Genomic DNA, 24118 nt, shown 5'->3' on the forward strand with positions numbered 1-24118 from the left:
ACTATTGTTTAAACTATTAACGCTGATCATCAACCGTTACTCCAGCTGGTGGAGTAAACTTAAACTTATCAAGTGCTACCTTACCTAGGGTTTGACGAGATAAATCATAAAAACTACGCTGACCATCTTCCTCGATAATCGTAAAATTTGAAATCATCCCAGTAGGCAAAACAGAAATAACAAAATCTTGGTTAGAACCATCAGTTGGTTTCAATGTAAAAGAGTCTTGTTTACGTGTAACAGTATATGCATTCCAAATAGGATTATGACTATCCGTAATCAAAAGCATTAAACGATTATCCACCGATTTTTTTAAGCTCATTACACTAACTTGTTCAACGGCAGGAGTATAGACCCACATGTTACGCCCATCTGAAATGATTGACGTCTCGTCTGGCTCAGTCATTGTCCAATTAAAGTAATAAGGCCTTGTTACCCACAAATCACCTTTACCTTGTTGAACTGGTTGTTTATCGGCTGTTTTCACATCTTGTGAAAATCGAGCATAAAACCCATCAATTTTAGCTAATCGCTCTTGCAACACCTCTTTATCACCAGCCCATGCTGCACAGCTTGTCATTAACCCAATTAAAATTAAAAACTTCTTCATTACCAATCCTTATGCATTTTGTTTAATACAATAAATTAAACAATCATTTTAATTTAGTTCAAAATATTACCGTTTTTCTGTTAGCTGTGAAAGATATTTTCTTTTCTTTTTCACTTATCAGTTAAGCAGTATATAATAACTGTATTTTGTAAATTTGGATGGTGTAGCATGCCTAGTCTCTCTTTTGAATTTGGGTCAGATGAATTTAAACCTTTAGCGGCAAGGATGCGTCCACGTAATTTATCTGAATATATAGGTCAAAGCCAACTACTTGGTAAAGATAAACCCCTGCCTAAAGCAATTGAAGCAGGTCATTTACATTCTATGATCCTTTGGGGACCACCTGGAACCGGCAAAACCACTTTAGCAGAAATTATTGCGCATCATGCTAATGCCAAAGTAGAACGAATTTCAGCAGTAACTTCAGGGATTAAAGATATTCGCGAAGCGATTGAACGCGCCAAAATTAATCAACAATCCGGAGTAAGAACCATTTTATTTGTTGATGAAGTTCATCGTTTTAATAAAAGCCAACAAGATGCTTTTTTACCTTATGTCGAAAATGGTACTGTAACCTTTATTGGCGCTACCACTGAAAACCCCTCTTTTGAGTTAAATTCAGCACTACTATCCCGTGCCAGAGTCTATCTGCTTAAATCATTAACTAATGAAGATATTGAGCAAATTTTACAACAAGCGATGGATGATCCGGAACGTGGTTATGGCAACCAAAAAATTACGCTACTTGAGGAAACCAGAAAACAGATTGCCGAATTTGTTGGTGGTGATGCAAGACGCGCACTCAACACGCTTGAATTGCTGGTTGATATGTCTGATGGAAAACCATTAACGCCTGAATTACTAAAAGAAGTCATCGGCGAACGTAGTGCAAGATTTGATAATCAAGGTGACCGTTATTATGACCTAATCTCGGCGGTTCATAAATCAATTAGAGGATCTGCACCTGATGCAGCACTTTATTGGTATGCAAGAATCATTTCCGCCGGTGGAGATCCGCTATATGTCGCTCGTCGATTATTGGCTATTGCATCAGAAGATATCGGTAATGCCGACCCAAGAGCAATGCAAGTCGCTTTAGCAGCATGGGACTGTTTTACTCGAGTTGGGCCAACAGAAGGCGAACGAGCTATCGCACAAGCAATTGTTTACCTAGCATGTGCACCTAAAAGTAATGCGGTTTATCTTGCATTTAACCAAGCGATGAAAGATGCAACATCCAAACCTGACTATGATGTTCCAGAACACCTACGCAATGCGCCAACCAGTTTAATGAAAAATTTAGGTTATGGTGCACAATATCGTTATGCACATGATGAACCTAATGCCTATGCAGCTGGTGAAAACTACTTCCCACCAGAAATGGCCGACAGCAAATATTACCACCCAACACAACGAGGTGCTGAGAAAAATTACTCGGAGAAACTGGCTTGGTTGGAAGCACAAAATAAAGCTAGCACAAATCAGCGCTACAAAAAGAATTAGATTGAATATATTAATAGTTACCAAAAGTTCTTGCTTGAGCAAACATGTTGACTGATATCAAATTGATCAAACTAAATCATGCATGTTTAAACAAAGTTTTTGGTAAAGTTGTATATACCTAAAAAATTGATTCACTGATAGGTAAATGAGAGATCCTTAGCAAAGGCTTATCCTAGTTCTTGAGCATATTTAATTAAAATTATATTTGGGAGATAGCCTTAAACAGCTATTATGCTTTATATCCTTATAAAGCTAAATAGCATTATAAAAGCAAATCTCAAGATAAAAATGAATAATATATTGCTAAATATATATAGCTCAATAAACGAAATAGATTCATATTTATGATATGTATTTCGAGTTGTAATTATAGATAGGTAGATCTTATCATTCCCCAATATCTCATTTAGTAAGTAACTACCTATCATTGCCTTTTTTGACAAAAAAAGTTCATATTTCTAAATATCACCCGTAGTCATTGATTTTCGTCAATAAATTAAAGATCACCGCTTATTAAATACACTATATATAGTAATAAAATGATTAATAGGCACTATATATTGTATATTTTGATAAATATCAATTATTATAATCACCATTAAAAACCACAAAAATGGATGGAAAATGAATAAATCAATACTAGTCACAAAACGTGATGGAAAAAAAGAACCTATAAACCTAGACAAAATCCATAAAGTCATTACATGGGCCGCTGAAGGATTAGAAAATGTTTCGGTTTCTCAAGTTGAATTACGTTCGCATATTCAGTTTTATGATGGTATTCGCACTTCCGACATTCATGAAACAATCATTCGTGCAGCAGCAGATCTCATCTCTCAAGATGCACCAGATTACCAATACTTAGCTGCTCGATTAGCGATATTCCATTTACGTAAAAAAGCCTATAACCAATTTACCCCCCCACCGCTTTATGAACATGTAAAAAAACTTGTTGCCAGCGAACGTTATGACAAGCATCTTCTTGAAGATTATAGCCAAGAAGAGTTTGAACAAATGGATAAAATTATCGATCACTGGCGTGACATGAACTTCTCTTATGCAGCGGTTAAACAACTTGAAGGTAAATATTTAGTTCAAAATCGAGTCACTGGGGAAATTTATGAAAGCGCCCAATTCCTATATATCTTAGTGGCAGCATGTTTATTTGCGAATTACCCTAAAAATAGTCGACTAGATTATATCAAACGATTCTATGATGCCGTTTCGACATTTAAAATCTCACTACCCACGCCAATCATGGCAGGTGTTCGTACCCCGACTCGTCAATTTAGTTCTTGTGTACTAATTGAATGTGATGACAGTTTAGATTCCATCAATGCTACCGCAAGTGCTATCGTAAAATATGTTTCTCAACGAGCTGGTATCGGTATTAACGCGGGTCGAATTCGGGCATTAGGTAGCTCTATTCGTGGTGGAGAAGCATTCCATACTGGTTGTATCCCATTTTATAAGTATTTCCAAACCGCGGTTAAATCTTGTTCACAAGGTGGTGTTCGTGGTGGTGCGGCTACCGTATTTTATCCAATTTGGCATTTAGAGGTTGAAAGTTTATTAGTATTACGTAACAACCGAGGTGTTGAAGAAAATCGCGTTCGACATCTGGATTATGGTGTACAAATCAATAAATTAATGTATCAACGCCTCATTAAAAATGAAAACATTACACTATTTAGCCCATCAGATGTACCAGGGCTTTATGATGCGTTTTTCGCCGATCAAGACAAATTTGAAGCACTTTATCATCAATATGAACAAGATGTTAATATCAGAAAACGCGTAGTAAAAGCGGTAGAACTCTTCTCATTATTAATGCAAGAACGCGCATCGACTGGTCGAATTTATATACAAAATGTTGATCACTGTAACACGCATAGTCCGTTTAATGCACAACTTGCGCCGGTACATCAATCTAATTTATGTATGGAAATTGCGTTACCAACCAAACCACTTAATAATGTTAATGACGATAAAGGGGAAATCGCACTTTGCACCCTATCTGCCTTCAATTTAGGTAAAATCGAATCGCTTGACGACTTTGAAGAACTTGCCGAATTAACAGTTCGTGCTCTCGATGCATTACTTGATTATCAAGATTATCCTGTTCCTGCGGCTAAAAACGCATCGCTTAATCGCCGTACGCTTGGTATTGGTGTGATTAATTATGCTTATTATTTAGCGAAACATGGCGTTAAATATTCTGACGGCAGTGCTAATAATTTAACGCATCGTACTTTTGAAGCGATGCAATATTATCTATTAAAAGCATCGAATAACTTAGCCAAAGAAAAAGGCGCCTGCCCACTATTCAATGAGACGACTTATTCACAAGGGATCTTACCTATAGATACCTATAAACAAGATCTCGATACAATCACTAAAGAGCCACTACATTATGATTGGGAGTCTTTACGTGAATCAATAAAAACTCATGGTTTACGTAATTCAACTTTATCAGCATTAATGCCTTCTGAAACATCATCCCAAATCTCCAATGCCACTAACGGTATTGAACCTCCACGTGGTTATATCAGCATTAAAGCATCGAAAGATGGCATCTTAAAACAAGTTGTGCCTGAATATAATAAATTAAAAGATTTATATGAATTACTTTGGCAAATTCCAAATAATACAGGTTATCTGCATTTAGTAGGCATTATGCAGAAGTTCATTGACCAATCAATTTCGGCAAATACTAATTACGATCCAACCAAATTTCTGAATGACAAAGTACCAATGAAACAACTTTTAGCTGATTTACTAACAGCTTATAAATACGGTGTAAAAACCCTTTATTATCATAATACACGTGATGGTGCTGAAGATATTCAAGGTGATATTGAACTCACATCAAGTGATGATGGTTGTGAAGGCGGAGCATGTAAAATTTAATGGCCCTGTTTAGCACTATAACAAAAGTGAAGGATAGCGATAAGTTATCCTTACTATTCCTACTTTTTCCGAATATTTAGTGAAAAAGTAAACAAAATTAGGAGTTCGACTATGAGTATGAATTACAGCACCTTCTCACACGTCCATAATGATCAACTTAAAGAACCAATGTTTCTTGGTCAACCGGTGAATGTTGCTCGTTATGATCAGCAAAAATATGAAATGTTCGAAAAATTAATAGAAAAACAACTTTCTTTCTTTTGGCGCCCAGAAGAAGTCGACGTTTCACAAGATCGTATCGACTATGCAGCTTTACCTGAACATGAAAAACATATCTTTATTAGCAATTTAAAATATCAAACATTGCTTGATTCAATACAAGGACGAAGCCCCAATGTTGCCTTACTTCCCCTAATATCTATCCCTGAACTAGAAACATGGGTAGAGACTTGGTCGTTCTCAGAAACTATCCATTCTCGTTCTTATACGCATATCATCCGCAACATCGTCAATGATCCTTCTGTAGTGTTTGATGATATTGTTACCAATAAAGAAATCCAAAAAAGAGCTGGTGATATTGCGGGTTACTACGATGACCTAATTAGCTACGCAAGTTATTACAACTTATTGGGTGAAGGTAAACACACTATCAATAATCGAACCGTCACTATCGACTTGCGTGAACTGAAAAGACGACTTTATCTCTGCTTAATGAGCGTTAATGCCCTTGAAGCTATTCGTTTTTATGTAAGTTTTGCTTGCTCATTTGCCTTTGCAGAACGAGAATTAATGGAAGGTAATGCTAAAATAATCAAATTGATAGCTCGTGATGAAGCGCTTCATCTAACTGGTACTCAATTTATGATCAACACCCTAAGAAGTGGTGAAGACGATCCTGAAATGGCCGAGATCGCCAAAGAGTGCGAACAAGATTGTTATGACCTGTTCTTACAAGCAGCCAATCAAGAAAAAGAGTGGGCAGAATACCTATTTGAAGGTGGTTCAATGATTGGATTAAATAAAGATATCCTTTGCCAATATGTTGAATACATCACCAATATTCGTATGCAAGCTGTTGGGCTTAAATTACCATTTGAAGTAAAATCCAACCCAATCCCTTGGATCAACAATTGGCTTGTTTCCGATAACGTACAAGTCGCACCACAAGAAGCAGAAATGAGCTCATATCTTGTTGGTCAGATTGACTCAGAAATCAGCGAAGATGATTTAAGTGATTTCAAATTATAATTGATAGTAGCTTGCATGGATTGAAAAAATAAAACTGTGCAAGCTATGTTTAATTATTCGCAATTAGTGCCAAACTAAACATTTATCATTTTGATAAATTTAAGTAATTTAGTTCTTCCTAATTTTTCTACACTATTCTTAAGATTAAATAAAATATCAGCAAATGGTATAGACTCCTCAATTATTTTTACACAAAGTATCAAATTACCTTATTCATTAAGTATGAAATGAACTAAGTCATGATTTATTAATACTTATTCTAAGTAACAAAGGATTTGTATTAGGTGAATGTATCCTCAATAAATATTATCAAACGGTATACACTCCTCAATTATTTTTACACAAAGTATTAACTTACTTTATTCATAAAGTATGAAATGAACCAAGTCATGATTTATTAATACTTATTCTAAGTAACAAAGGATTTGTATTAGGTGAATGAATCCTCAATAAATATTATAAAACGGTATACACTCCTCAATTATTTTTACACAAAGTATTAACTTACCTTATTCATAAAGTATGAAATGAAAAATTCATGAGGTTATTAATACTTATTCTGAGTAAAAAAGCATTTGAATTAGGTGAATGTATCTTTAATAAATATTATCAAACGGTATACACTCCTCAATTATTTTAACAAAAAAATCAAAAATCAATTTTAAAAGGTGCAAATGCTCTTTAATTAAAAGTAAAGGTATTCTAACTTGACACTCTTTTAAAATCGGGAGACGATATGACAATTGAATTATCTCAATTTGATATGATGACTATGACTAATGCGCATTTGTTTTATTCTGTCTCTCCGCTTAATTTTAGTGATAACCAAATCACAGTTCCTTATATAAAACAGCAACTCAATGCGTTTCAACAATGGTCAATTACTCAATTCGAAAACAATGCGGATATTGATGATTTAGTACACCTGCGTAGTCAATTTATCGATCAGATACTTGAACGTTTATGGCATTACTATCAAATTCCAGAACAAATTTCATCGCTATTTAAAAAAAATCGGATTGCACTTATTGCTGTTGGTGGTTATGGCCGTTGTGAACTGCATCCTTTGTCTGATATCGATATTTTGATACTAAGTGATAACTCACTCACCAAAGAGCTTGAAAAACAGATAGGTGATCTAGTTCGTTTACTTTGGGATCTTCATCTTGATATTGGTCACAGCGTCAGAACATTAAAGACCTGCCTGCAAGAAGCTAAAAATGATATCACAATTATGACAAACTTAATTGAATCAAGATTGATTGCAGGAAGTGAGTCATTACTTAAGGAGCTCCAAACACAAATTTTTAGCGATAAAATTTGGCCTTCGCCAGCGTTTTATCGCGCAAAAATCAAGGAACAACAAGAAAGACATCAGCAATATCATAGCACTACCTATAATTTAGAACCGGATTTGAAAAATAGTCCTGGTGGCTTGCGTGATATGCAAATTATCCAATGGTTAGCTATTCGCCATTTTGGGGGAGAGTTTTTGCAAAAAATTGGACATTTTGATTATCTCACACCCGAGGAAGTCGAAGAATTCAAAGCCTGTCGCAAATTTTTATGGCGGATGCGTTTTGCCCTGCATTGTGTTATTAACCGCTATGACAACCGCCTACTATTCGATCGCCAGTTAAGCATCGCTAAAATGTTAGGTTATAGTGGAGAAGGAAATGCTCCGGTTGAAAACATGATGCATGATTATTATCGGGTAGCACATAATATTACTGAACTCAATCAAATGCTTTTACAGTTATTTGATGAATCAATATTGAAAAGTTACTCACAATATAAAACTTATGATATCGATGAGCATTTCCAAAGTAGAGATAACCTTATTGATGTTAAACATAATAGTGTTTTTACTGATGATCCGGTAACGATTCTTAAGCTGTTCTATACGCTTTTACTTAATCCTCAAATTACCGGACTTTACTCTAATACCATTAGACAACTCCGTTCTGCAAGGCGAAAACTCACGTATTTATTATGTGAAAAGCCAGAGGCGAGAACGTTGTTTATGAAGATCATCAAACATCCTGATGCAATCAAAAAAGCCATTTTACCCATGCATCAATATGGTATTCTGGCGGTTTATATTCCCGGTTGGCAACAGATTTCAGGAATGATGCAGTTTGATTTATTTCATGCTTATACCGTAGATGAACATACTATCCGTTTATTGTTAGAACTGGATCTTTTACGTTCAGAAGATGGCAAACAAAAACATCCAAATAGTTCAATGGCATTGGCTAAATTATCAAAACCTGAATTGCTTATTATTACCGGATTATTTCATGATATTGGCAAAGGACGGCATGGCGATCATTCGGAAATTGGCGCAAAATTAGTGGAATCTTTCTGTCAATTACATGAATTAGATGCGAAAGATACTGATTTGATTGTCTGGTTAGTTCGTTATCATTTATTGATGTCAGTAACAGCCCAAAACCGTGATCTGCAAGATCCGGAAGTTATTCGTGAATTTGTTCAACTGGTTAAAAGCAAACGACGATTACAATATTTGCTTTGTTTAACGGTTGCCGATGTTTGTGCAACCAATGAAACCTTGTGGAATAGCTGGAAACAGAGCTTAATGCGTGAGCTTTATCTAACAGCGAAGCGCTCGCTTGATTCTGGCATTCATCAAATACCAGAACAACGTAGTATTGCACGTCAACATAAACAGCAAGCACTAGCTCAATTGCTTGCACAAAATTACGATGAACAATCCATTAAACATTTTTGGCAAAGCTATCGTGTTGACTACTTTTTGCGATATACCGCTGAACAGATTGCTTGGCATGTACAGCTTCTATTGAACCATGAATTGAATCAAACACTCGTTTCAATTAATCCAAATCCTTATCACGGTGGTACGGAAATAATTATCTACTCATCAGATAGACCTTTCCTATTTGCAGCGGCATGTAATGCTTTAAGTATGCTAAATTTAAGTATTCATGATGCTTTAATTATTACCAATAAAAATGGATTTGCGCTTGATACTTTTATTGTACTTGAACCTAATGGGCAAGTGGTGCCTGAAAATCGTCACCAGGATATCATTCAAACTTTAAATAAAGTTCTTCATCAATCAGTTTATAAAGGTGTGACGATTAAGCCGACTAAACAAAGATTACGATCATTTTCTGTTCCGACTCAAGTTAACTTTGTCTCTTCAATTAACGATACTTATATGGAATTAATCGCACTTGATAAACCGGGATTACTTGCTTGTGTTGGTGAAGTCTTTGCAAAGTTAGACTTATCGTTGAGTAGTGCTAAAATAGCGACAATTGGTGAGCATATTGAAGATCTGTTTATTCTAACAGATAAACACAATAAAGCCCTTGATGATAACACCTGTCAAAAACTACGCGAATCGATAGTATTGGCTATAGATTCAATAAACTAATTATCGAAAAGTTAACACAATGCAATTTTTTATTATTTTATTTCCTATTTTTTCTATTTTTATTGTAGGATTTATTGCCCAAAAAGTTCTGAAGTTTGATGTCGCCAATCTTTCCAAAATGTCGCTGTATGTGCTTTCACCTTTTTTGGCTTTTAAAACGTTTTACACGCATACCTTAACCAGTGACTATTTAATCTATATCGCCTATATTTTTGGACTCTGCTTTTCTTTGGTATTTATTGTCAGCATGTGGTCAATTGCTATGCGCTATTCGGTAAAAGAGCGTTGTGCGTTGATTTTAAGTTCATGCTTTATGAACAATGGTAATTATGGCACCCCAGTATTACTGGTGTTTTTTGGATCGCTTGGATTCGATTTGGGTGTCATTATGATGGTGTTACAACAATTTGTTATGAGCACCGTTGGTATTTATTATGCGGCTAAAGGCAGTGCACATAGTGATATTGTGAGTCAAAAAGATGTAATAAAAAAAGTGATTAGAATGCCAGTTGCCTATGGTGCTTTTGCCGGAATTATTTTCCAGCTTTGCCACATTCCACTTTCAAAATCTATTATGACTTCAATTGGAATGATCGGTGACTCATCTATTGTCATCATTATGATTATTCTCGGAATGCAGCTGGCTAAAATAAAAATTACCCAACTTGATTACCCAAAGCTCTCATTTGCTTTAACTGCAAGAATGGTTATATCACCAATAGTGGCTTTTGCGATGGTTTATTTTATGCCACTGTCACCCATGTATAAACAAATTCTTATCGTTTTAGCCGCAATGCCAAGTGCAGCCAATACGACCTTAATGTCAGTTCAATTTGATACTCATCCTGAACTGGTATCTAGTGCAACCTTGGTGAGTACTTTGTTAAGTTTAATTACATTACCTATTGTTCTTTCACTAATTGGTGCGCCAATACCTATCTAAATAAAAATAATAGATGGATAAAATCAATCAATGCCAAGCCATTCTTGTTCAAATTGATTGACAAATTTAACCAATATTTCATGGCGCTTTTCGGCCATTTGTTTAGCGGTGTCAGTATTCATCATATCTTTAAGTAAAAATAATTTTTCATAGAAGTGATTAATTACTGTATTGGTCTGTTTATAATTGTTTTCATCAAGTTTAATTCGAGGTGGGACATTGGGATCATGCATGATATTGTGTTTATTACCACCATAATAAAAAGTGCGCCCAATGCCAATAGCCCCTATTGCATCAAGGCGATCCGCGTCTTGAACAATTTGCCCTTCAAGCGATAATGTGGCTTTTTGTGAAAGATTTTTTCGATAGGACATATTTTCAATAATATCGAAAATAGCATTAATTTCGGCTGATGTTAATTTCAAACTGCGCAAATACTCTTTTAATTCAATTATGGCACTATCAACATCTTCCGTAACTTTTTCATCAATAACATCATGTAAATAAGCACTCATCAACACAATAAAAGCATTTGCTTGTGGCTGGTGGTTAAGAATTTTTTGGGCTAATTTAACCACTCGCTCAATATGCGCCATATCATGACCAGAAAAATCATGGGAGAGCTTTTGCTTTACATACATTTTAACGTTATTAAGAGTGGTTTGGGGTGATATAGTCATTTTATTATGCTTATTAAAATTTAGTGTAAGATTTTATTAAAACCTGAATATTGTTTATATTACCGCAGTTAAAACTCAACCGCTATTTATCCTTTTAATTAATAATTATGACAAAGAAATTAATTATAAAAAATGAATAAAATCAATTAAAAAAAATCATTAATCCTAAATTGGTATCATAATTAATGACTGTTTGGCCTCATTTACTAAAAAATGCCTAGTATTTAATGTTTTTTTTATATTTTTTTTAATTTCTTTCGATTGTTTTCACTAATTCCGAGAGGTAGAATGCGCTAATCAAAATTCATAATCAGTGCAACTAACTGGAGTTGATTAAGTGAAAATATCAACACGTAAAGTTTTGCCATGGCAACTTATAGAATGCTTCACTCGATATCGTCAATTCATCGCTCTACTATTTGGACTATCTATTTTTTGTATTGCACTGGTAGTGTGTTGGCATTTATTAAAAACCATCAATATTAATGATTTAAGGTCAGCTCTACATCAACTCCCTTACCATGCAATTTTACTTTCGTTTTTATCAGCAATAGCTAGTTATATTATGCTTATCTGCTATGAATGGTCAGCTGCACGTTATGCAGGTGTTGAACTAAAATTATCAACAATTGCGGTCGGCGGTATTTGTGCTTCGGCGATTGGTAATGCTGTCGGATTATCAGCATTATCAGGTGGCGCCATTCGTTGTCGGCTCTATTTCAAATATGGATTAACCACTATAGATGTAGCAAGGATGTCAATTTTTGTTACTCTTTCATTAGGCTTTACCTTACCGTTATTAGCATCAATCGCGGCACTAATTCATATTGAAAAGACCACGATAGCACTACATACTTCAGCAATCAGTATCGAGTTAATATGTAGTGCAGTATTTATCATTTATGCCGGTGTATTATTATTTTTATATGCTCATCGATTGTCTGAAAAACCAAATAAAGATACGCGTTTATACCAATTTTTTCATTGGAAAATCCGTTTACCTAACTGGCGTTTAGCTAGTAGTCAATTTTTAATTACCTTACTAGATGCTATTTTAGCTGGTGCGATCCTCTATTTCTTATTACCGAATAAGCCAAATTTTATTGTTTTTATCATGATTTATATTCTCGCTTTAGTAGCAGGGGTGCTTAGTCATGTTCCGGGAGGGGTTGGTATATTTGAAGCAATTATATTAGCCGCTTTTTCATCTCAAATTGGTGCGGCATCATTAACTATTGCTTTAGTCATTTATCGATTAATTTATATTATATTACCACTCATTCCCGCAGGAATTTTGCTGTTAATTAATGAAGGTAAAAACTTTCTTTCTGCTCCACAAGTAAAAGAAACCGATACTGGCATTGCTGCAACAATTATGGCCGCCTCGGTATTCTTTGCTGGAGTGGTGATGATGTTTTCAAGTGTCATCCCTGGATTCAATCATCATAGCACCTTCATTCCTAACAAAATCGTCAATTTTGCCCATTTAACTGCCAGCTTAATTGGTGTTTTATGTTTATTACTAGCGATGGGATTACGTCGCCGACTTTATTCTGCTTGGGGATTGTCCGTTATCTTGTTGATATTAGGTAGTATCTGCTCATTATTAAGAGGTTTACATTGGATTGAAGCCTTTACTTTATTATCGATAGCAATATCATTGTTCTATTTTAGACACGCCTTTTATCGTAAAAGCCGACTAAGTATTTTGCCTTTTTCGTTAAAATCCTTTGTGATCACTTTTGGCTTACTTATCCTATTTGTTTGGCTAATTTTATTTATTTATCAAGATATTCCTTATAGTCACAATTTATGGTGGCAATTTGAATTAGATAGCCGTGTTCCTCGAGCCTTGCGTGCAGCATTAGGGAGTTTTATATTATTAAGTGGTGTGATGTTATTTTGGTCTTTCAAACCGGCATTACCCATCTTAACCATTCCCACTAAAGAAGAATTGAGCGAAGCTCATCAAATCATCCTCAACTCGAAGCAACCTGAAGGCGGATTAGTGATGAGTGGTGATAAATCATTACTTTTCAATCAATCAAAAACCGCTTTTATCATGTATGCAAGGCGAGGAAGAAGTATGGTTGCGCTTTATGATCCGATTGGTAATGATAGTGCGCGCGCAGATTTAATATGGGAATTTAGGGATCTTTGTGATCAACACCATTTACGCACAGTTTTTTACCAAGTTAGAGCAAACAATTTACCATTCTATATGGATATAGGGCTTAGAGTGGTCAAACTTGGTGAAGAAGCGTTAGTTAATTTAAATGAATTTGATTTAACATCAAAAGGTTATAAAGATCTTCGATATACTTGGAATCGCGGGCAACGTGATGGACTTAGTTTAAAATTTTATCCACCAGGTACTGCACCGCTTGATGAGCTAAAAATAGTCTCGGATGCATGGTTAAAAAATAAACACTCAAAAGAAAAGAAATTTTCGTTAGGCGCTTTTTCCAAATCTTATTTAGATAATTTCACCATTGCAGTTATTGAATACCAAGGCAAAATTATTGCTTTTGTGAATTTACTTGAAACCAATCAAAACTACAGTGCAACCATTGATTTAATGCGAGTTTTACAAGATATTCCTAAATCCACTATGGAATTTTTGATGGTAGGATTGATTCTACATTATCAGGAAAAAGGCTATCAGTACTTTAGTTTAGGGATGGTCCCGCTTGCGGGTATGCAAAGGCGACGTGGTGCGCCAATGATCCAACGCTTAGGGGCGTTAGTTTTTCGACGTGGTGGGCGTTTTTATAACTTCCAAGGATTACGTCGCTTTAAAGAAAAATTTGCTACTCATTGGGAACCACGTTATATGGCGGTTCCCAATGGACTTGATCCTTTGGTCGCCTTGATTGACACCACTATGTTAATTTCTGGCGGTAAAACGAATTTAACTCACAATAAGAACAAATAAGATGAAAAATATCATACGTTATATTTTATTCTTTATGATTTTAGTATTCATTGCAGTTTGCATAGTCGTAGGTTGGTATTTTTATAAAAACCAACGAACCGCTTCTGTAAATACCATAGCCATTAATCAAAACTTTTCTATCTTATCGGCTACCCCAAAACAATCAGCTGAGGCTGCTGCTATAATTGTTGCCACTAAAGATAATCATTTTACGGCTGATCAATTATTAAGTTTATCTGAATCAACAGGTGCTAAATTAGTACAGTTTGAATTAGAACCGCAAGGAAGTTGTGCAAAGCAGCAAACTCGTTTTGAGCAAGCACAAAAAGTCTTAAATGAAGATAAGTTTGTTGTTGCTGGTATGCAAGAAGGTGCAGCCTTTGCTTATCGGTGGTTAACCCAACAAAATGATGATGCCAAAGCTTTATCGATTGAATTTACATTAGATCATAAAGATTGTGATGCACCTTTACCCGCTCAGGCTAACCATGGAGAATGGCAAGTAATTTGGAATAATCCACCAGATGAACAAGTTGCCATTTTTCCTCGACAACAAAAGCAGATTAAAGTAACCACCAAAATTGGCGAATATCAAGCATCACCAATTGAACTGTTAAGTTTACATTTACCATCTATTTTATTTGGTGAGCATGAACCATTACCAGTAATAGAATTACCCGCTAAAGGTAAACAATCGCATCCCAATAGTGTTACTTTTTATTATTCAGGTGATGGCGGTTGGCGAGATTTAGACAAGGTTTCGGCAGAGTATATGGCTTCTCATGGTTATTCTGTCGTTGGTGTTGATGCACTAAAACTATTTTGGCAACATCGTTCCGTTGAACGTAGTGCTAAAGATCTTACTCATTTAATGCAAGAATATCGGGATAAATGGGGCGTTAATAAATTTATTTTAGCTGGCTATTCATTTGGTGGTGATATCTTACCTGCACTATACAATCGATTATCCAAAGACGATCAAGAAAGTATACAAGCTTTAATTATGATTGCCTTTTCAAAAGACGCTAATTTCGAAATAGAAGTCAGTGGCTGGCTTGGTCAATCTGGCGATGAAATGAAAACCGCGCCGGAAGTAAATCAGATTCCAGCAAATAAATTATTTTGCATCTATGGCGAAGAAGAAAAAGAAGATACCGGTTGTCTACAACCAGAGATGAAAGGAGAGGCTTATAAATTACCTGGTGGTCACCATTTTGATGAAAACTATACGCATCTCGGTCAAATCATTATGGAAGCGATCGATAAACGCATAACACCTTAAAATAAGCAAAAAAGGGGCAATAGCCCCTTTTAGTGATTCACCTGATTTATAAGATCAATGCTTGCTGATTCTGATTTTTCCTTCTGATAACAATACCCCAATGAGGGTTGATAACGTACCGATAGCCGCGATCCAAGTAAAAGGCTCATTTAAAATAACGACTGCAGCAATAATGGTTAAAATTGGAACTAAATACAGATAGATACTAATTTTTACTGCACCAACTAATTTCACCGCATAATTCCAGGAAGCAAAACAGATAGCCGAAGCCCCTACGCCTAAGAATAGAATATTAAAAAGATTAGCCGTGTGCGTGAAGCGCTCCAGTCCCCATTTGAAATCAAACAGATACAACGCTGGTAACATCATCACTAAACCATAAAAAAAGAAGCGTCGTGTTAATAAAATCGTATTGTATCCATAATGACTGCATTTTTTAGTCAAAATTGAATAACATGCCCAAAACAAGCAGGCACCTACCGCAAGCAGATCACCCAATGGATTAAGTGACAGTACAAATTTACCATTCAAACTTATTAATCCAACGCCGAAGATTGCAAACAAACACCCGATATAAAATCGCTTAGCTGGCCGTTCAGTTTTTAAAAAGAAGATTGATAAAAGTGCGGTAAACACGGGTGCTAATGTGGTAATCACCCCTACGTTTGAGGCAGTGGTATAAGTTAAGGCAATATTCTCACATAAAAAATAACAGGTTACACCACAAAACCCGGCACACAAAAACATTAACTCTTGCTTTAAACCTTGCCAAGCAAAGATCCGTGGCGCTAAAATCCAAAGCGTTAAATAACCCAACCCAAACCGGTAAAATAAGATTTCAATAGGTTTAAAATCGATTAACAATACTTTGGTGGCAATAAAAGTGGTTCCCCAAAGAAACACTGTCATCAAAGCAATCAGATGCCCTCTTGTCCTCAATGAAAATAGCATTTAAGTTCTTACTCTCCATCTACTATTTATATGTTAATCATTTCCCTATCATTTGGTTGTCAGATTGGACATACAAAAAATAAAAATATAGGAAAAAGGCTTGGTCATGATAAAAATATCACTATTTTAATAGAAATTTAAGATCGGCTAGATTAACTTGCTGCTAATCTTTTTTCAATATGTTTCCATACATCAATTATTTAGGTAGATTATTTGAATATTAGAAAAGCGTGCAATTGAATTAGTAAAAGCAGTAGATAAAAAAAATCCACTCAAAAATTGAGTGGAAGGCAAAAAATGAATTAACGTAATCTGAATATATAGACAGACTAAATCATAAAAAGTTCCAAATAATTTCAAAAAAATTTAAAGTTTTTATATAAATTATTGTATGCGATTGATTTATAAATATTTATTTGTTGAATTTTTTTATATATAAAATCACTTAAAATGAATTATCATAACCTTGATACAAGCTAATTGGTAAATTAGTTATGCTTTGATAGGGTTCACCATTAATCATTGCTAACAGTATCGATACTGCATTTTGGGCAATTTGTAGAATTGGTTGACGGATTGTAGTTAAAAACGGCATATGTTGTAGAGTTAATTCAGCACCATCAAATCCAACTACTTGTAATTGCGAAGGTAAAGATAATCCACAATCTCGCGCAGCATTAATTGTTGCAATCGCTGATGAATCATCAGCTAATACTCCATCAATAGTTTGGGACTGTAACCGTTTTTTAATTAACTGATATTTTTCTTCATAACTAATTGAAAAATCCATATCAAGTGTTATTGACTTAAGACCTGCAACTTGAATGCTATCTTTGTAAGCTTGATACCGTTTATTAGCATCCATATCAACTTGTTTATCATTTGTAATCGAACCAATATAAAGAATTTTCTTACAACCATTTTTTATTAAATGTTGGCTAGCTAGAAGTCCTCCTGCATAGTTGTCACATGAAATAACAGGTATTTTTTCATTTATTTTTCGATCTATCGAGACGATATTCAGATCGGGTATTAGGTAATCAGCTAAATTTTCATTCATAGAGTTAACTATGACTCCTTCAACCTGATGACGCCTTAGCATCGATAAAAAATTTTTTTCCTCTTCTTGATTATGATGACTGTTGCAAATTAATATTTTATAACCTTGGCGAGATAATATTCTTTCTAAATAACTGATTAATTCCATTTGGAATGGATTAGTTAAACTTGGAAAAATCAAGCCTATTAAATTACTTTTATTATTTGATAATGAACGTGCTAATTCATTAGGATAGTATCCCAACGTTTCCATTGCTTCTTGCACACGTTGACGAGTTGTTGCACTAATATATCCACGATTATTTAATACCCGTGAAACAGTAGTAGCGGAAACACCCGCTAGTTTAGCAACATCATCTCTGCTTAATTTCATAATCATCCTTTAACTATCATTAATATTATAACGAGATAATTATAATGCTTTTTATAATGACGTAAATCATTCAGTTGATTTGTAATTTTAAGATCAAATTTTTTAGTGACATTCATCACAAAATCACTTCGGAATAAGTGATATCCCTCACAAATTTTGCATTCTAATTGTGGACGCGGTTGACATATGAACGCGGTTGACATGAAATGAAATAAATTATTCAAAAGTGAATGACAAAGAAATGTCATTTATTCACATATAAATAAAAGGAGTAAAAAATGCAAAAATTACATTATCAACCAAAAGGCTACTGGGTTGGCGATATTATGCCATTTGGAAAAGACGGGGTTTTTTATCTTTATGATCAACGCGACAATCGCAACCCTTGCCCTTTTGGTGAACCGTTTGGATGGTCACTTGCCACTACGACTGATTTTGTTAATTACCAAAATTTGGGAGATTCTATTAAAAAAGGTGGTGAACAAGATGTCGATCAGTTTATCTATGCTGGATGTGTCTTCGAAGCAGAAGGTAAAGGACATGCTTTTTATACAGGTTACAACCGTAGTTGGGAGAAAGAGGGAAAAACATCACAAGTATTATTACATGCTTGGAGCGACGATTTTAAAACATGGCATAAATCCTCGCAACTTATAACACTAACACCACAACCTGGTTATGACATTAGTGATTGGCGAGATCCCTGGGTAATTTGGAATGATGAAAAGCAAGAATATTTATTGATTCTAGGCGCAAGATTAAAAGGACCGAAAACAGAACAATCTGGTCGAGTTGTTGCTTTTACATCAAAAGATTTAAAAAATTGGCAATTCCAAGGTGATTTTTGGGTAGCGGGTAAATATACCATGATTGAAATGCCTGACTTATTCAAAATTGGAAATTGGTGGTATTTGATTTATACCGAATATAGCGATCAAAGTAAAACTCGCTACGTCATGAGCCAATCTTTAGAAGGTCCATGGATCACCCCTGACGACGATGCTTTTGATGGGCGAGCTTACTATGCAGCAAGAACCGCTTTTGACGGTAAACGCCGTATTCTTTTTGGTTGGGTGCCAACAAAAGAAGATAATGATGATTTAAAAAATTTCCAATGGGCAGGAACGTTTGTACCTCATGAAGTTTATCAAAAAGCTGATCATACACTTGGTGTAAAAGTAGTGGATAGTTTATGGAATGCTTTTATTCATCCAAAAAAAATTGATGATTTTTCAATTAATTCTCCTTACGCACGTCAAGAACAATTATTAATTGAAAATACAGGCAAAACATTCCGTTTTTCAACGACAGTTAAATTCAGTAAAGGTACTCGAGATTTTTCCATCCGTTTGATGAAAGATAAACATACTGGCGAATCATATGATTTTATTTTTTCGCTTGTTGATAACCGATTAACTTTCGATAAAACCCCTTGTTATCCTTGGTATCGCGTGATGAATAAAGGTTTAGAGCGCCCTATTCATCTTGAAGCGGATCGTGAATATGAGTTACAGATCATCGCTGATGATACGCTATTTACTTTATACATAGATGGTACTGCGCTAAATGTTCGTGGTTATGATCAATTAGGAAATAGCTTGGCAATCGCCGTCAGTGATGGAACTTTAAGCTGTAAAAATAATTCTTTTTCAAATGAAGGATGTTTTCCAGAAAAATGGTAATCGTGCCTATCAGGTCACTTAACTATCAGGTTAGATGATCATCATGATCAAGGCTTTCATCAACTATTTATGATCAAAGCCTTAATTTAGATAGGCGATTATCTTCAGTAATTTAAATATGGAAAATTCATTGGAGATATCATAATGAATACAACAGTAATTGATAACAATGGTCATATGGCTGACCATGACATCTCATTTAAAGAAAAACTCGCTTATGGACTAGGTGATTTTGCAACAGGCTTTTCGGGTGTTACCGTTGGAACCTTTGCGCTTTACTATTATACCGATATTGTGGGAGTTTCAGCTACTTTACTAGGAGCTGTACTACTATTTTCACGTGTTTTTGATGCTGTGATTAATGTCGTTATGGGTTTTATTGTTGATAGAACAAAAAGCAAACATGGCAAAGCTAGAGCATGGATTTTATGGTCGACAATTCCATTTGGTTTATCTTTGATAATGGTATTTAGTGCACCAGAAAATTGGAGTGAATTTGCATTATTAATTTTCGCTGCCATCACGCTCAATATACATTGGATTATTTACACTTCAAGCAATATCCCTTATGGCACGCTAGCAGCATTAATGACCCAAAACTCTTACCAACGCAGTCGATTAAATACTTATCGTATGCTTTGCTATTTTGCAAGTATGCTAATCATTCCGTATATTACACTACCTTTAGTCGAATTTTTTGGTGGAGGTGAACGCGGTTGGCAGTTTACTATGATAATTTATGCCGCAATTTTAATTTTTACCTTTTTCTATACTTTTTTTAATACTAAAGAGCGGATTAAACCAATTAACCAATTTAAATACAATGCGCCATCACTTGGTGTTTCATTAAAAACTCTTTTAGCAAATAAGTATTGGGTCACAATGTTCTTCACCATGTTAGTAAGTTTTAGTATTTTAGGACTAATCAATGGTGTGGGTGTTTACTACGCAAAATATCTTTTGGCCGATAGCCAACTTATCGGTTTAATCAATATGGCTTTTGCACTACCGTTAGTTGTAGTATTAATGTGCTCAGCTTATATTTTAAAAATAATGAGCCGTTTAACATTTATAATTGTTGGTATGGCAACCATTATATTAGGTAGTATTATCATGGCAATTGCACCTCATGATACCTATATTGCAATAATTGGAACTATCTTACGAGGAGCAGGTTTTGCACCTATTATGGGAAATGCATATTCTATGCTAGCCAATACCATCGATTATGGCGAATGGAAATTTGGCATTAGAAATGATGGACTAGTCTATAGTGGAGGGAGCTTTAGCGCGATATTAGGCAGTGGTATTGCTTCCGGAGGAATTGGTTGGATATTAGGAATGGCAGGATATATTGCGACAGATATTGCTAATCAACCTGAAAGTGTATTAACTACTTTACAAGTATTATTTATTTATGCACCCTTAGTATTAAGCGCAATCACCATTATATTATTACGGTTTTATACCTTAGAAAAAATTTATCCTGATATCATCAAAGAACTAGCTCAAAGAACACATAATGTCTATTAACCAGCTAAACGGAGGGATTGATAAATCTGTTATTATTCCCTCTACTTCATCGATTGGCTAAATATGTAAAAACAATCCTAAATCAAAATAATATTCATTTTTCACTATTTGATATTAACTATTCAATTCAGAGAAAACAAAAAAAGCATACTATTAATATCGCTATTTTAAAACCTGCAAGGCCAATGGAAAGATAGATAAATCCAGAAATAGGTTAACTTGTATTACTACTTGAATTCACCTATAATGCCCTAATATGACTTATACCACAATTGGGGCTGATTCTGGATTCGACGGGATTTGCGAAACCCAAGGTGCATGCCGAGGTGCGGTAGGCCTCGTAAATAAACCGCAAAAAAATAGTCGCAAACGACGAAAACTACGCACTAGCAGCTTAATAACCTGCATAGAGCCTTCTCTCCCTAGCCTCCGCTCGTAGGACGGGGATAAAGAGGAGTCAAACCCAAACGAGATCGTGTGGAAGCCTTGCTTGGGGCGGAAGCATTAAACTTAATCAAGCTAGTCTATCGGTAGCGTGTTTGTCCGCAGCAGGTAGGCGAAATTTAAAGACAAACTACGCATGTAGTACCAAGGATGTAGAGATTTCGGACGCGGGTTCAACTCCCGCCAGCTCCACCACCAATTATAATTCCCGCCTATACCTAATGACTTGTATTTTGTGTAATTTATACCCATAATTATATATATTTAAATAATAATATTATTTTTATGGAAAAACTTAAAATATTAAGAAAACAAAGTAATTATACACAAAAAGATTTGGCTAATATGTTGGGCGTAAAAACCAAAGATATCCAAAACTGGGAATTGAATAAAGCTCAGCCTGAATTAAAAATATTACGAGATCTTGCTGTTATTTTTGGTACAAGCGTTCTCGACATTTTAAGTAATGAAACAATAACAACAACAAATTATATGCCTTGGAACATCAACGCAACTATTGATTATTTTTGGGGACATATAGGTATTCTTTTATATAATTCTAATATAATTAAATGGTATCCTATAACTAATTCTACATTTGATAGAGTTGAATCAATCTTAAGTAATGATGAACCAAGTAAAGAAAATAATATTTTATCTTTTGACACATTAAATAATCGATTACTGTTCATCAATAAAAACATAGTAAAAAAAATTTCACTCCTCGACGATTCTTCTGACATGCCAAAAGATTGGGAAATTCCGTGGGATGGATATCAGGGACTAGGCTCTGAAGAATTTTATAACTTGATAGATGAATACTTTTTTGACTATGAACATTTTTGTCAGAATACTTCAGAAAAGCTACAAAATATCGTAGCAAAATTAACTGGAGAAAAAAGAATTACTGAGAATAATGTATTTGAGATTTTAAATCAGGTATATATTTATTATCATGATAATACTGTTGAAACTATTGACATAGTAGATGCTTCGGAATTATTTGATAATGTTGGTACAATTGAATTTGAACTCAATAGATTTATTCAATTTTCTGATTATAATGGTGAAATACATTTTATTCCCTTGAATAGTGTTGGTTTAATTGATGTTCCTCTGTACTTATATAAAATTGGTCGTAAAGAAATATTCGAAAATAACTAAGAAAATAAAATGGATAAAAGAAAAAATATAGAAAATATTCATATAGATAGTTTGGTTAAATTTATTGCTCAAATATTGAATATTGAAAATAAGAATCACCAAAAGATATTCTATCGAGGTCATTCAAATGAAAATTATTTTTTAGAGCCATCATTATTTAGAAAAAATAATCAAAGTCATCCCGAATATTGTAGCCAAGAGCACATATTATATCGAGAACTTTATATGTCTGAATATAAAGAGTTCATCAATGATAAATATACATTAGATAAATTAGTTAGAATGCAACATTACTCTATGCCCACCAGACTACTGGATCTAACATCAAATCCATTAATAGCTCTCTATTTCGCTTGTAAATCTAGTATTGAAATTGACGAAAGAGTTGGCGAAGTAATTCTTTTCTTTATAAATCACAAATACATTAAATATTATGACTCTGATACAGCAAGTTGTATTGCAAATTTAGCAAGACTATCCCACGATGAAAAAAAAGCAATTAATTTTAATAGAGAAAAAGAACGTTTTAATCAGCAACCAAGTATAAAGAAACTATTACATTTTATTAGAGAAGAAAAACCATTTTTTGAACCCAGAATTGATAAATATGATTTAGAAAATATTATATGTATTAAAGGGATAAAAAATAATATTAGAATATCTTCTCAATCAGGCGTTTTTCTTTTATTTGGCTTAAATGCTACTTTAAATGAAAACGGTAATGAACATATAGAAATTCAAAGAATAAAAATTCATAATCGGAAAAAAATTTTACAAGAATTAGATTTAATCAATATTAATGAAAGTACGGTTTTTCCTGATATAGAGAGCTCTGCGAGATACATATCTTATAAAAATAGGTCAATAATCTGAATAATATATCATTTCATCACATTAAGTTAATGTATCATAATCTCTTCTTTTTACATTAACTAATCTATCAATAAATGAACGCTACTCTTGAACTTAAAAACTAGAAATATCATGTTTTGATAAATTAAAATGGGAGAAATGAATCAACTTAGAATAAATATTAATCAAATTGGAAATTTTATTAATATGGCAGAGAGAAAACCTATTAATTAATTGTGATAAGATTATCAAATTGAAACTATATATTTTATTTTTAATTGTATTTTTATACAGATCAATTGATATTCATTGTACAGTCTGAACGAGCAAAAATGTTGAATATATTAACGGTAGATTCTAAATTAGATTAGTAAAAGGCATCTATCCACAAACCTAAGCAGAATAGCAAGAAAAGCAATACAGTCATTTTATCATTCATTATCGACATAACCGCCACTAACAAAGGGAAAGGCCAATTATGAAAAATTCATGATAACTTTTATGACTATAATATTTATAGTCGAGGTA

The 24118-nt window shown here is 34.2% G+C and carries 15 protein-coding genes and 1 other RNA gene; 12 read left to right on the top strand and 4 right to left on the bottom strand.

Annotation, left to right across the window (positions count from 1 at the left end; all coding sequences use genetic code 11):
* Positions 1-16: 16 nt before the first annotated feature.
* Positions 17-610, bottom strand: coding sequence for an outer membrane lipoprotein chaperone LolA (gene lolA, locus A9G07_RS07920; protein ID WP_065563669.1), 594 nt, complete (start codon positions 608-610; stop codon positions 17-19).
* Positions 611-778: 168 nt separating this feature from the next.
* On the opposite strand from lolA, the gene A9G07_RS07925 reads away from it, so the two are divergent.
* The 5 genes from A9G07_RS07925 to A9G07_RS07945 all read left to right on the top strand — a co-directional run bounded on the left by A9G07_RS07925 (position 779) and on the right by A9G07_RS07945 (position 10635).
* Complete coding sequence (locus A9G07_RS07925; RefSeq protein ID WP_065734725.1) at positions 779-2113, top strand: replication-associated recombination protein A; 1335 nt, start codon at positions 779-781, stop codon at positions 2111-2113.
* A gap of 624 nt (positions 2114-2737) precedes the next feature.
* Positions 2738-5023 (top strand): class 1a ribonucleoside-diphosphate reductase subunit alpha, encoded by a 2286-nt coding sequence (gene nrdA, locus A9G07_RS07930; RefSeq protein WP_065734726.1) that lies wholly within the window; start codon positions 2738-2740, stop codon positions 5021-5023.
* 117 nt (positions 5024-5140) lie between these two features.
* Positions 5141-6271, top strand: a complete 1131-nt coding sequence (nrdB, locus tag A9G07_RS07935) for a class Ia ribonucleoside-diphosphate reductase subunit beta (protein WP_065734744.1) — start codon at positions 5141-5143, stop codon at positions 6269-6271.
* Positions 6272-7007: 736 nt separating this feature from the next.
* Complete coding sequence (gene glnD, locus A9G07_RS07940) at positions 7008-9692, top strand: bifunctional uridylyltransferase/uridylyl-removing protein GlnD (RefSeq protein ID WP_081303385.1); 2685 nt, start codon at positions 7008-7010, stop codon at positions 9690-9692.
* Positions 9693-9711: 19 nt separating this feature from the next.
* A complete protein-coding gene (locus tag A9G07_RS07945; RefSeq protein ID WP_065734727.1) occupies positions 9712-10635 on the top strand; it encodes an AEC family transporter in 924 nt (307 codons plus the stop codon).
* Between the two features lie 23 nt (positions 10636-10658).
* Here the strand turns inward: A9G07_RS07945 and A9G07_RS07950 are convergent, their stop codons facing one another.
* Positions 10659-11315: an HD domain-containing protein gene (locus A9G07_RS07950; protein ID WP_065734728.1), complete on the bottom strand. Its 657-nt coding sequence runs from the start codon at positions 11313-11315 to the stop codon at positions 10659-10661.
* A 337-nt stretch (positions 11316-11652) separates the two neighbouring features.
* Here A9G07_RS07950 and mprF point away from each other — a divergent pair, with 337 nt between their 5' ends.
* Both mprF and A9G07_RS07960 read left to right on the top strand, forming a co-directional pair.
* Positions 11653-14250 carry a bifunctional lysylphosphatidylglycerol flippase/synthetase MprF gene (mprF, locus tag A9G07_RS07955; RefSeq protein WP_065734729.1) on the top strand — a complete coding sequence of 866 codons (2598 nt, stop codon included), beginning with the start codon at positions 11653-11655 and terminating at the stop codon, positions 14248-14250.
* A 1-nt stretch (position 14251) separates the two neighbouring features.
* Positions 14252-15532 (top strand): virulence factor family protein, encoded by a 1281-nt coding sequence (locus tag A9G07_RS07960; protein ID WP_065734730.1) that lies wholly within the window; start codon positions 14252-14254, stop codon positions 15530-15532.
* A 54-nt stretch (positions 15533-15586) separates the two neighbouring features.
* Here A9G07_RS07960 and A9G07_RS07965 read toward each other — a convergent pair whose 3' ends face one another.
* Together A9G07_RS07965 and A9G07_RS07970 are read right to left on the bottom strand one after the other, a co-directional pair.
* Entirely contained in the window at positions 15587-16483 is an 897-nt protein-coding gene (locus A9G07_RS07965; protein ID WP_065734731.1) for a DMT family transporter, read from the bottom strand.
* Positions 16484-16928: 445 nt separating this feature from the next.
* On the bottom strand, positions 16929-17915 hold the full coding sequence (locus A9G07_RS07970) for a LacI family DNA-binding transcriptional regulator (RefSeq protein WP_065734732.1): 987 nt from the start codon (positions 17913-17915) through the stop codon (positions 16929-16931).
* Positions 17916-18193: 278 nt separating this feature from the next.
* Here A9G07_RS07970 and A9G07_RS07975 point away from each other — a divergent pair, with 278 nt between their 5' ends.
* The 5 genes from A9G07_RS07975 to A9G07_RS07995 all read left to right on the top strand — a co-directional run bounded on the left by A9G07_RS07975 (position 18194) and on the right by A9G07_RS07995 (position 23611).
* Entirely contained in the window at positions 18194-19597 is a 1404-nt protein-coding gene (locus tag A9G07_RS07975) for a glycosyl hydrolase family 32 (protein ID WP_065734733.1), read from the top strand.
* 144 nt (positions 19598-19741) lie between these two features.
* Positions 19742-21130, top strand: coding sequence for an MFS transporter (locus A9G07_RS07980; protein WP_081303387.1), 1389 nt, complete (start codon positions 19742-19744; stop codon positions 21128-21130).
* Positions 21131-21404: 274 nt separating this feature from the next.
* Positions 21405-21769: a transfer-messenger RNA gene (gene ssrA, locus A9G07_RS07985) on the top strand.
* A gap of 90 nt (positions 21770-21859) precedes the next feature.
* A complete protein-coding gene (locus A9G07_RS07990) occupies positions 21860-22738 on the top strand; it encodes a helix-turn-helix transcriptional regulator (protein ID WP_081303388.1) in 879 nt (292 codons plus the stop codon).
* A gap of 9 nt (positions 22739-22747) precedes the next feature.
* The gene (locus A9G07_RS07995; RefSeq protein ID WP_065734735.1) at positions 22748-23611 is read left to right on the top strand and encodes an FRG domain-containing protein; all 864 of its coding nucleotides are present in this window, start codon (positions 22748-22750) and stop codon (positions 23609-23611) included.
* Positions 23612-24118: the final 507 nt, after the last annotated feature.

The sequence above is a fragment of the Gilliamella sp. wkB72 genome (assembly GCF_001693745.1).
In the GTDB taxonomy this organism is placed as follows: Bacteria; Pseudomonadota; Gammaproteobacteria; order Enterobacterales; family Orbaceae; genus Gilliamella; species Gilliamella apicola_E.

Bases quoted from the DNA above. Each gene is read 5' to 3' on its own strand.
- A9G07_RS07965 (WP_065734731.1), bottom strand. From the start codon at position 16,483: ATGCTATTTTCATTGAGGACAAGAGGGCATCTGATTGCTTTGATGACA.
- A9G07_RS07925 (WP_065734725.1), top strand. From the start codon at position 779: ATGCCTAGTCTCTCTTTTGAATTTGGGTCAGATGAATTTAAACCTTTA.
- A9G07_RS07970 (WP_065734732.1), bottom strand. From the start codon at position 17,915: ATGAAATTAAGCAGAGATGATGTTGCTAAACTAGCGGGTGTTTCCGCT.
- A9G07_RS07950 (WP_065734728.1), bottom strand. From the start codon at position 11,315: ATGACTATATCACCCCAAACCACTCTTAATAACGTTAAAATGTATGTA.
- A9G07_RS07990 (WP_081303388.1), top strand. From the start codon at position 21,860: ATGGAAAAACTTAAAATATTAAGAAAACAAAGTAATTATACACAAAAA.
- A9G07_RS07995 (WP_065734735.1), top strand. From the start codon at position 22,748: ATGGATAAAAGAAAAAATATAGAAAATATTCATATAGATAGTTTGGTT.
- A9G07_RS07960 (WP_065734730.1), top strand. From the start codon at position 14,252: ATGAAAAATATCATACGTTATATTTTATTCTTTATGATTTTAGTATTC.
- nrdB (WP_065734744.1), top strand. From the start codon at position 5,141: ATGAATTACAGCACCTTCTCACACGTCCATAATGATCAACTTAAAGAA.
- A9G07_RS07945 (WP_065734727.1), top strand. From the start codon at position 9,712: ATGCAATTTTTTATTATTTTATTTCCTATTTTTTCTATTTTTATTGTA.
- nrdA (WP_065734726.1), top strand. From the start codon at position 2,738: ATGAATAAATCAATACTAGTCACAAAACGTGATGGAAAAAAAGAACCT.
- lolA (WP_065563669.1), bottom strand. From the start codon at position 610: ATGAAGAAGTTTTTAATTTTAATTGGGTTAATGACAAGCTGTGCAGCA.
- A9G07_RS07980 (WP_081303387.1), top strand. From the start codon at position 19,742: ATGAATACAACAGTAATTGATAACAATGGTCATATGGCTGACCATGAC.
- glnD (WP_081303385.1), top strand. From the start codon at position 7,008: ATGACAATTGAATTATCTCAATTTGATATGATGACTATGACTAATGCG.
- A9G07_RS07975 (WP_065734733.1), top strand. From the start codon at position 18,194: ATGCAAAAATTACATTATCAACCAAAAGGCTACTGGGTTGGCGATATT.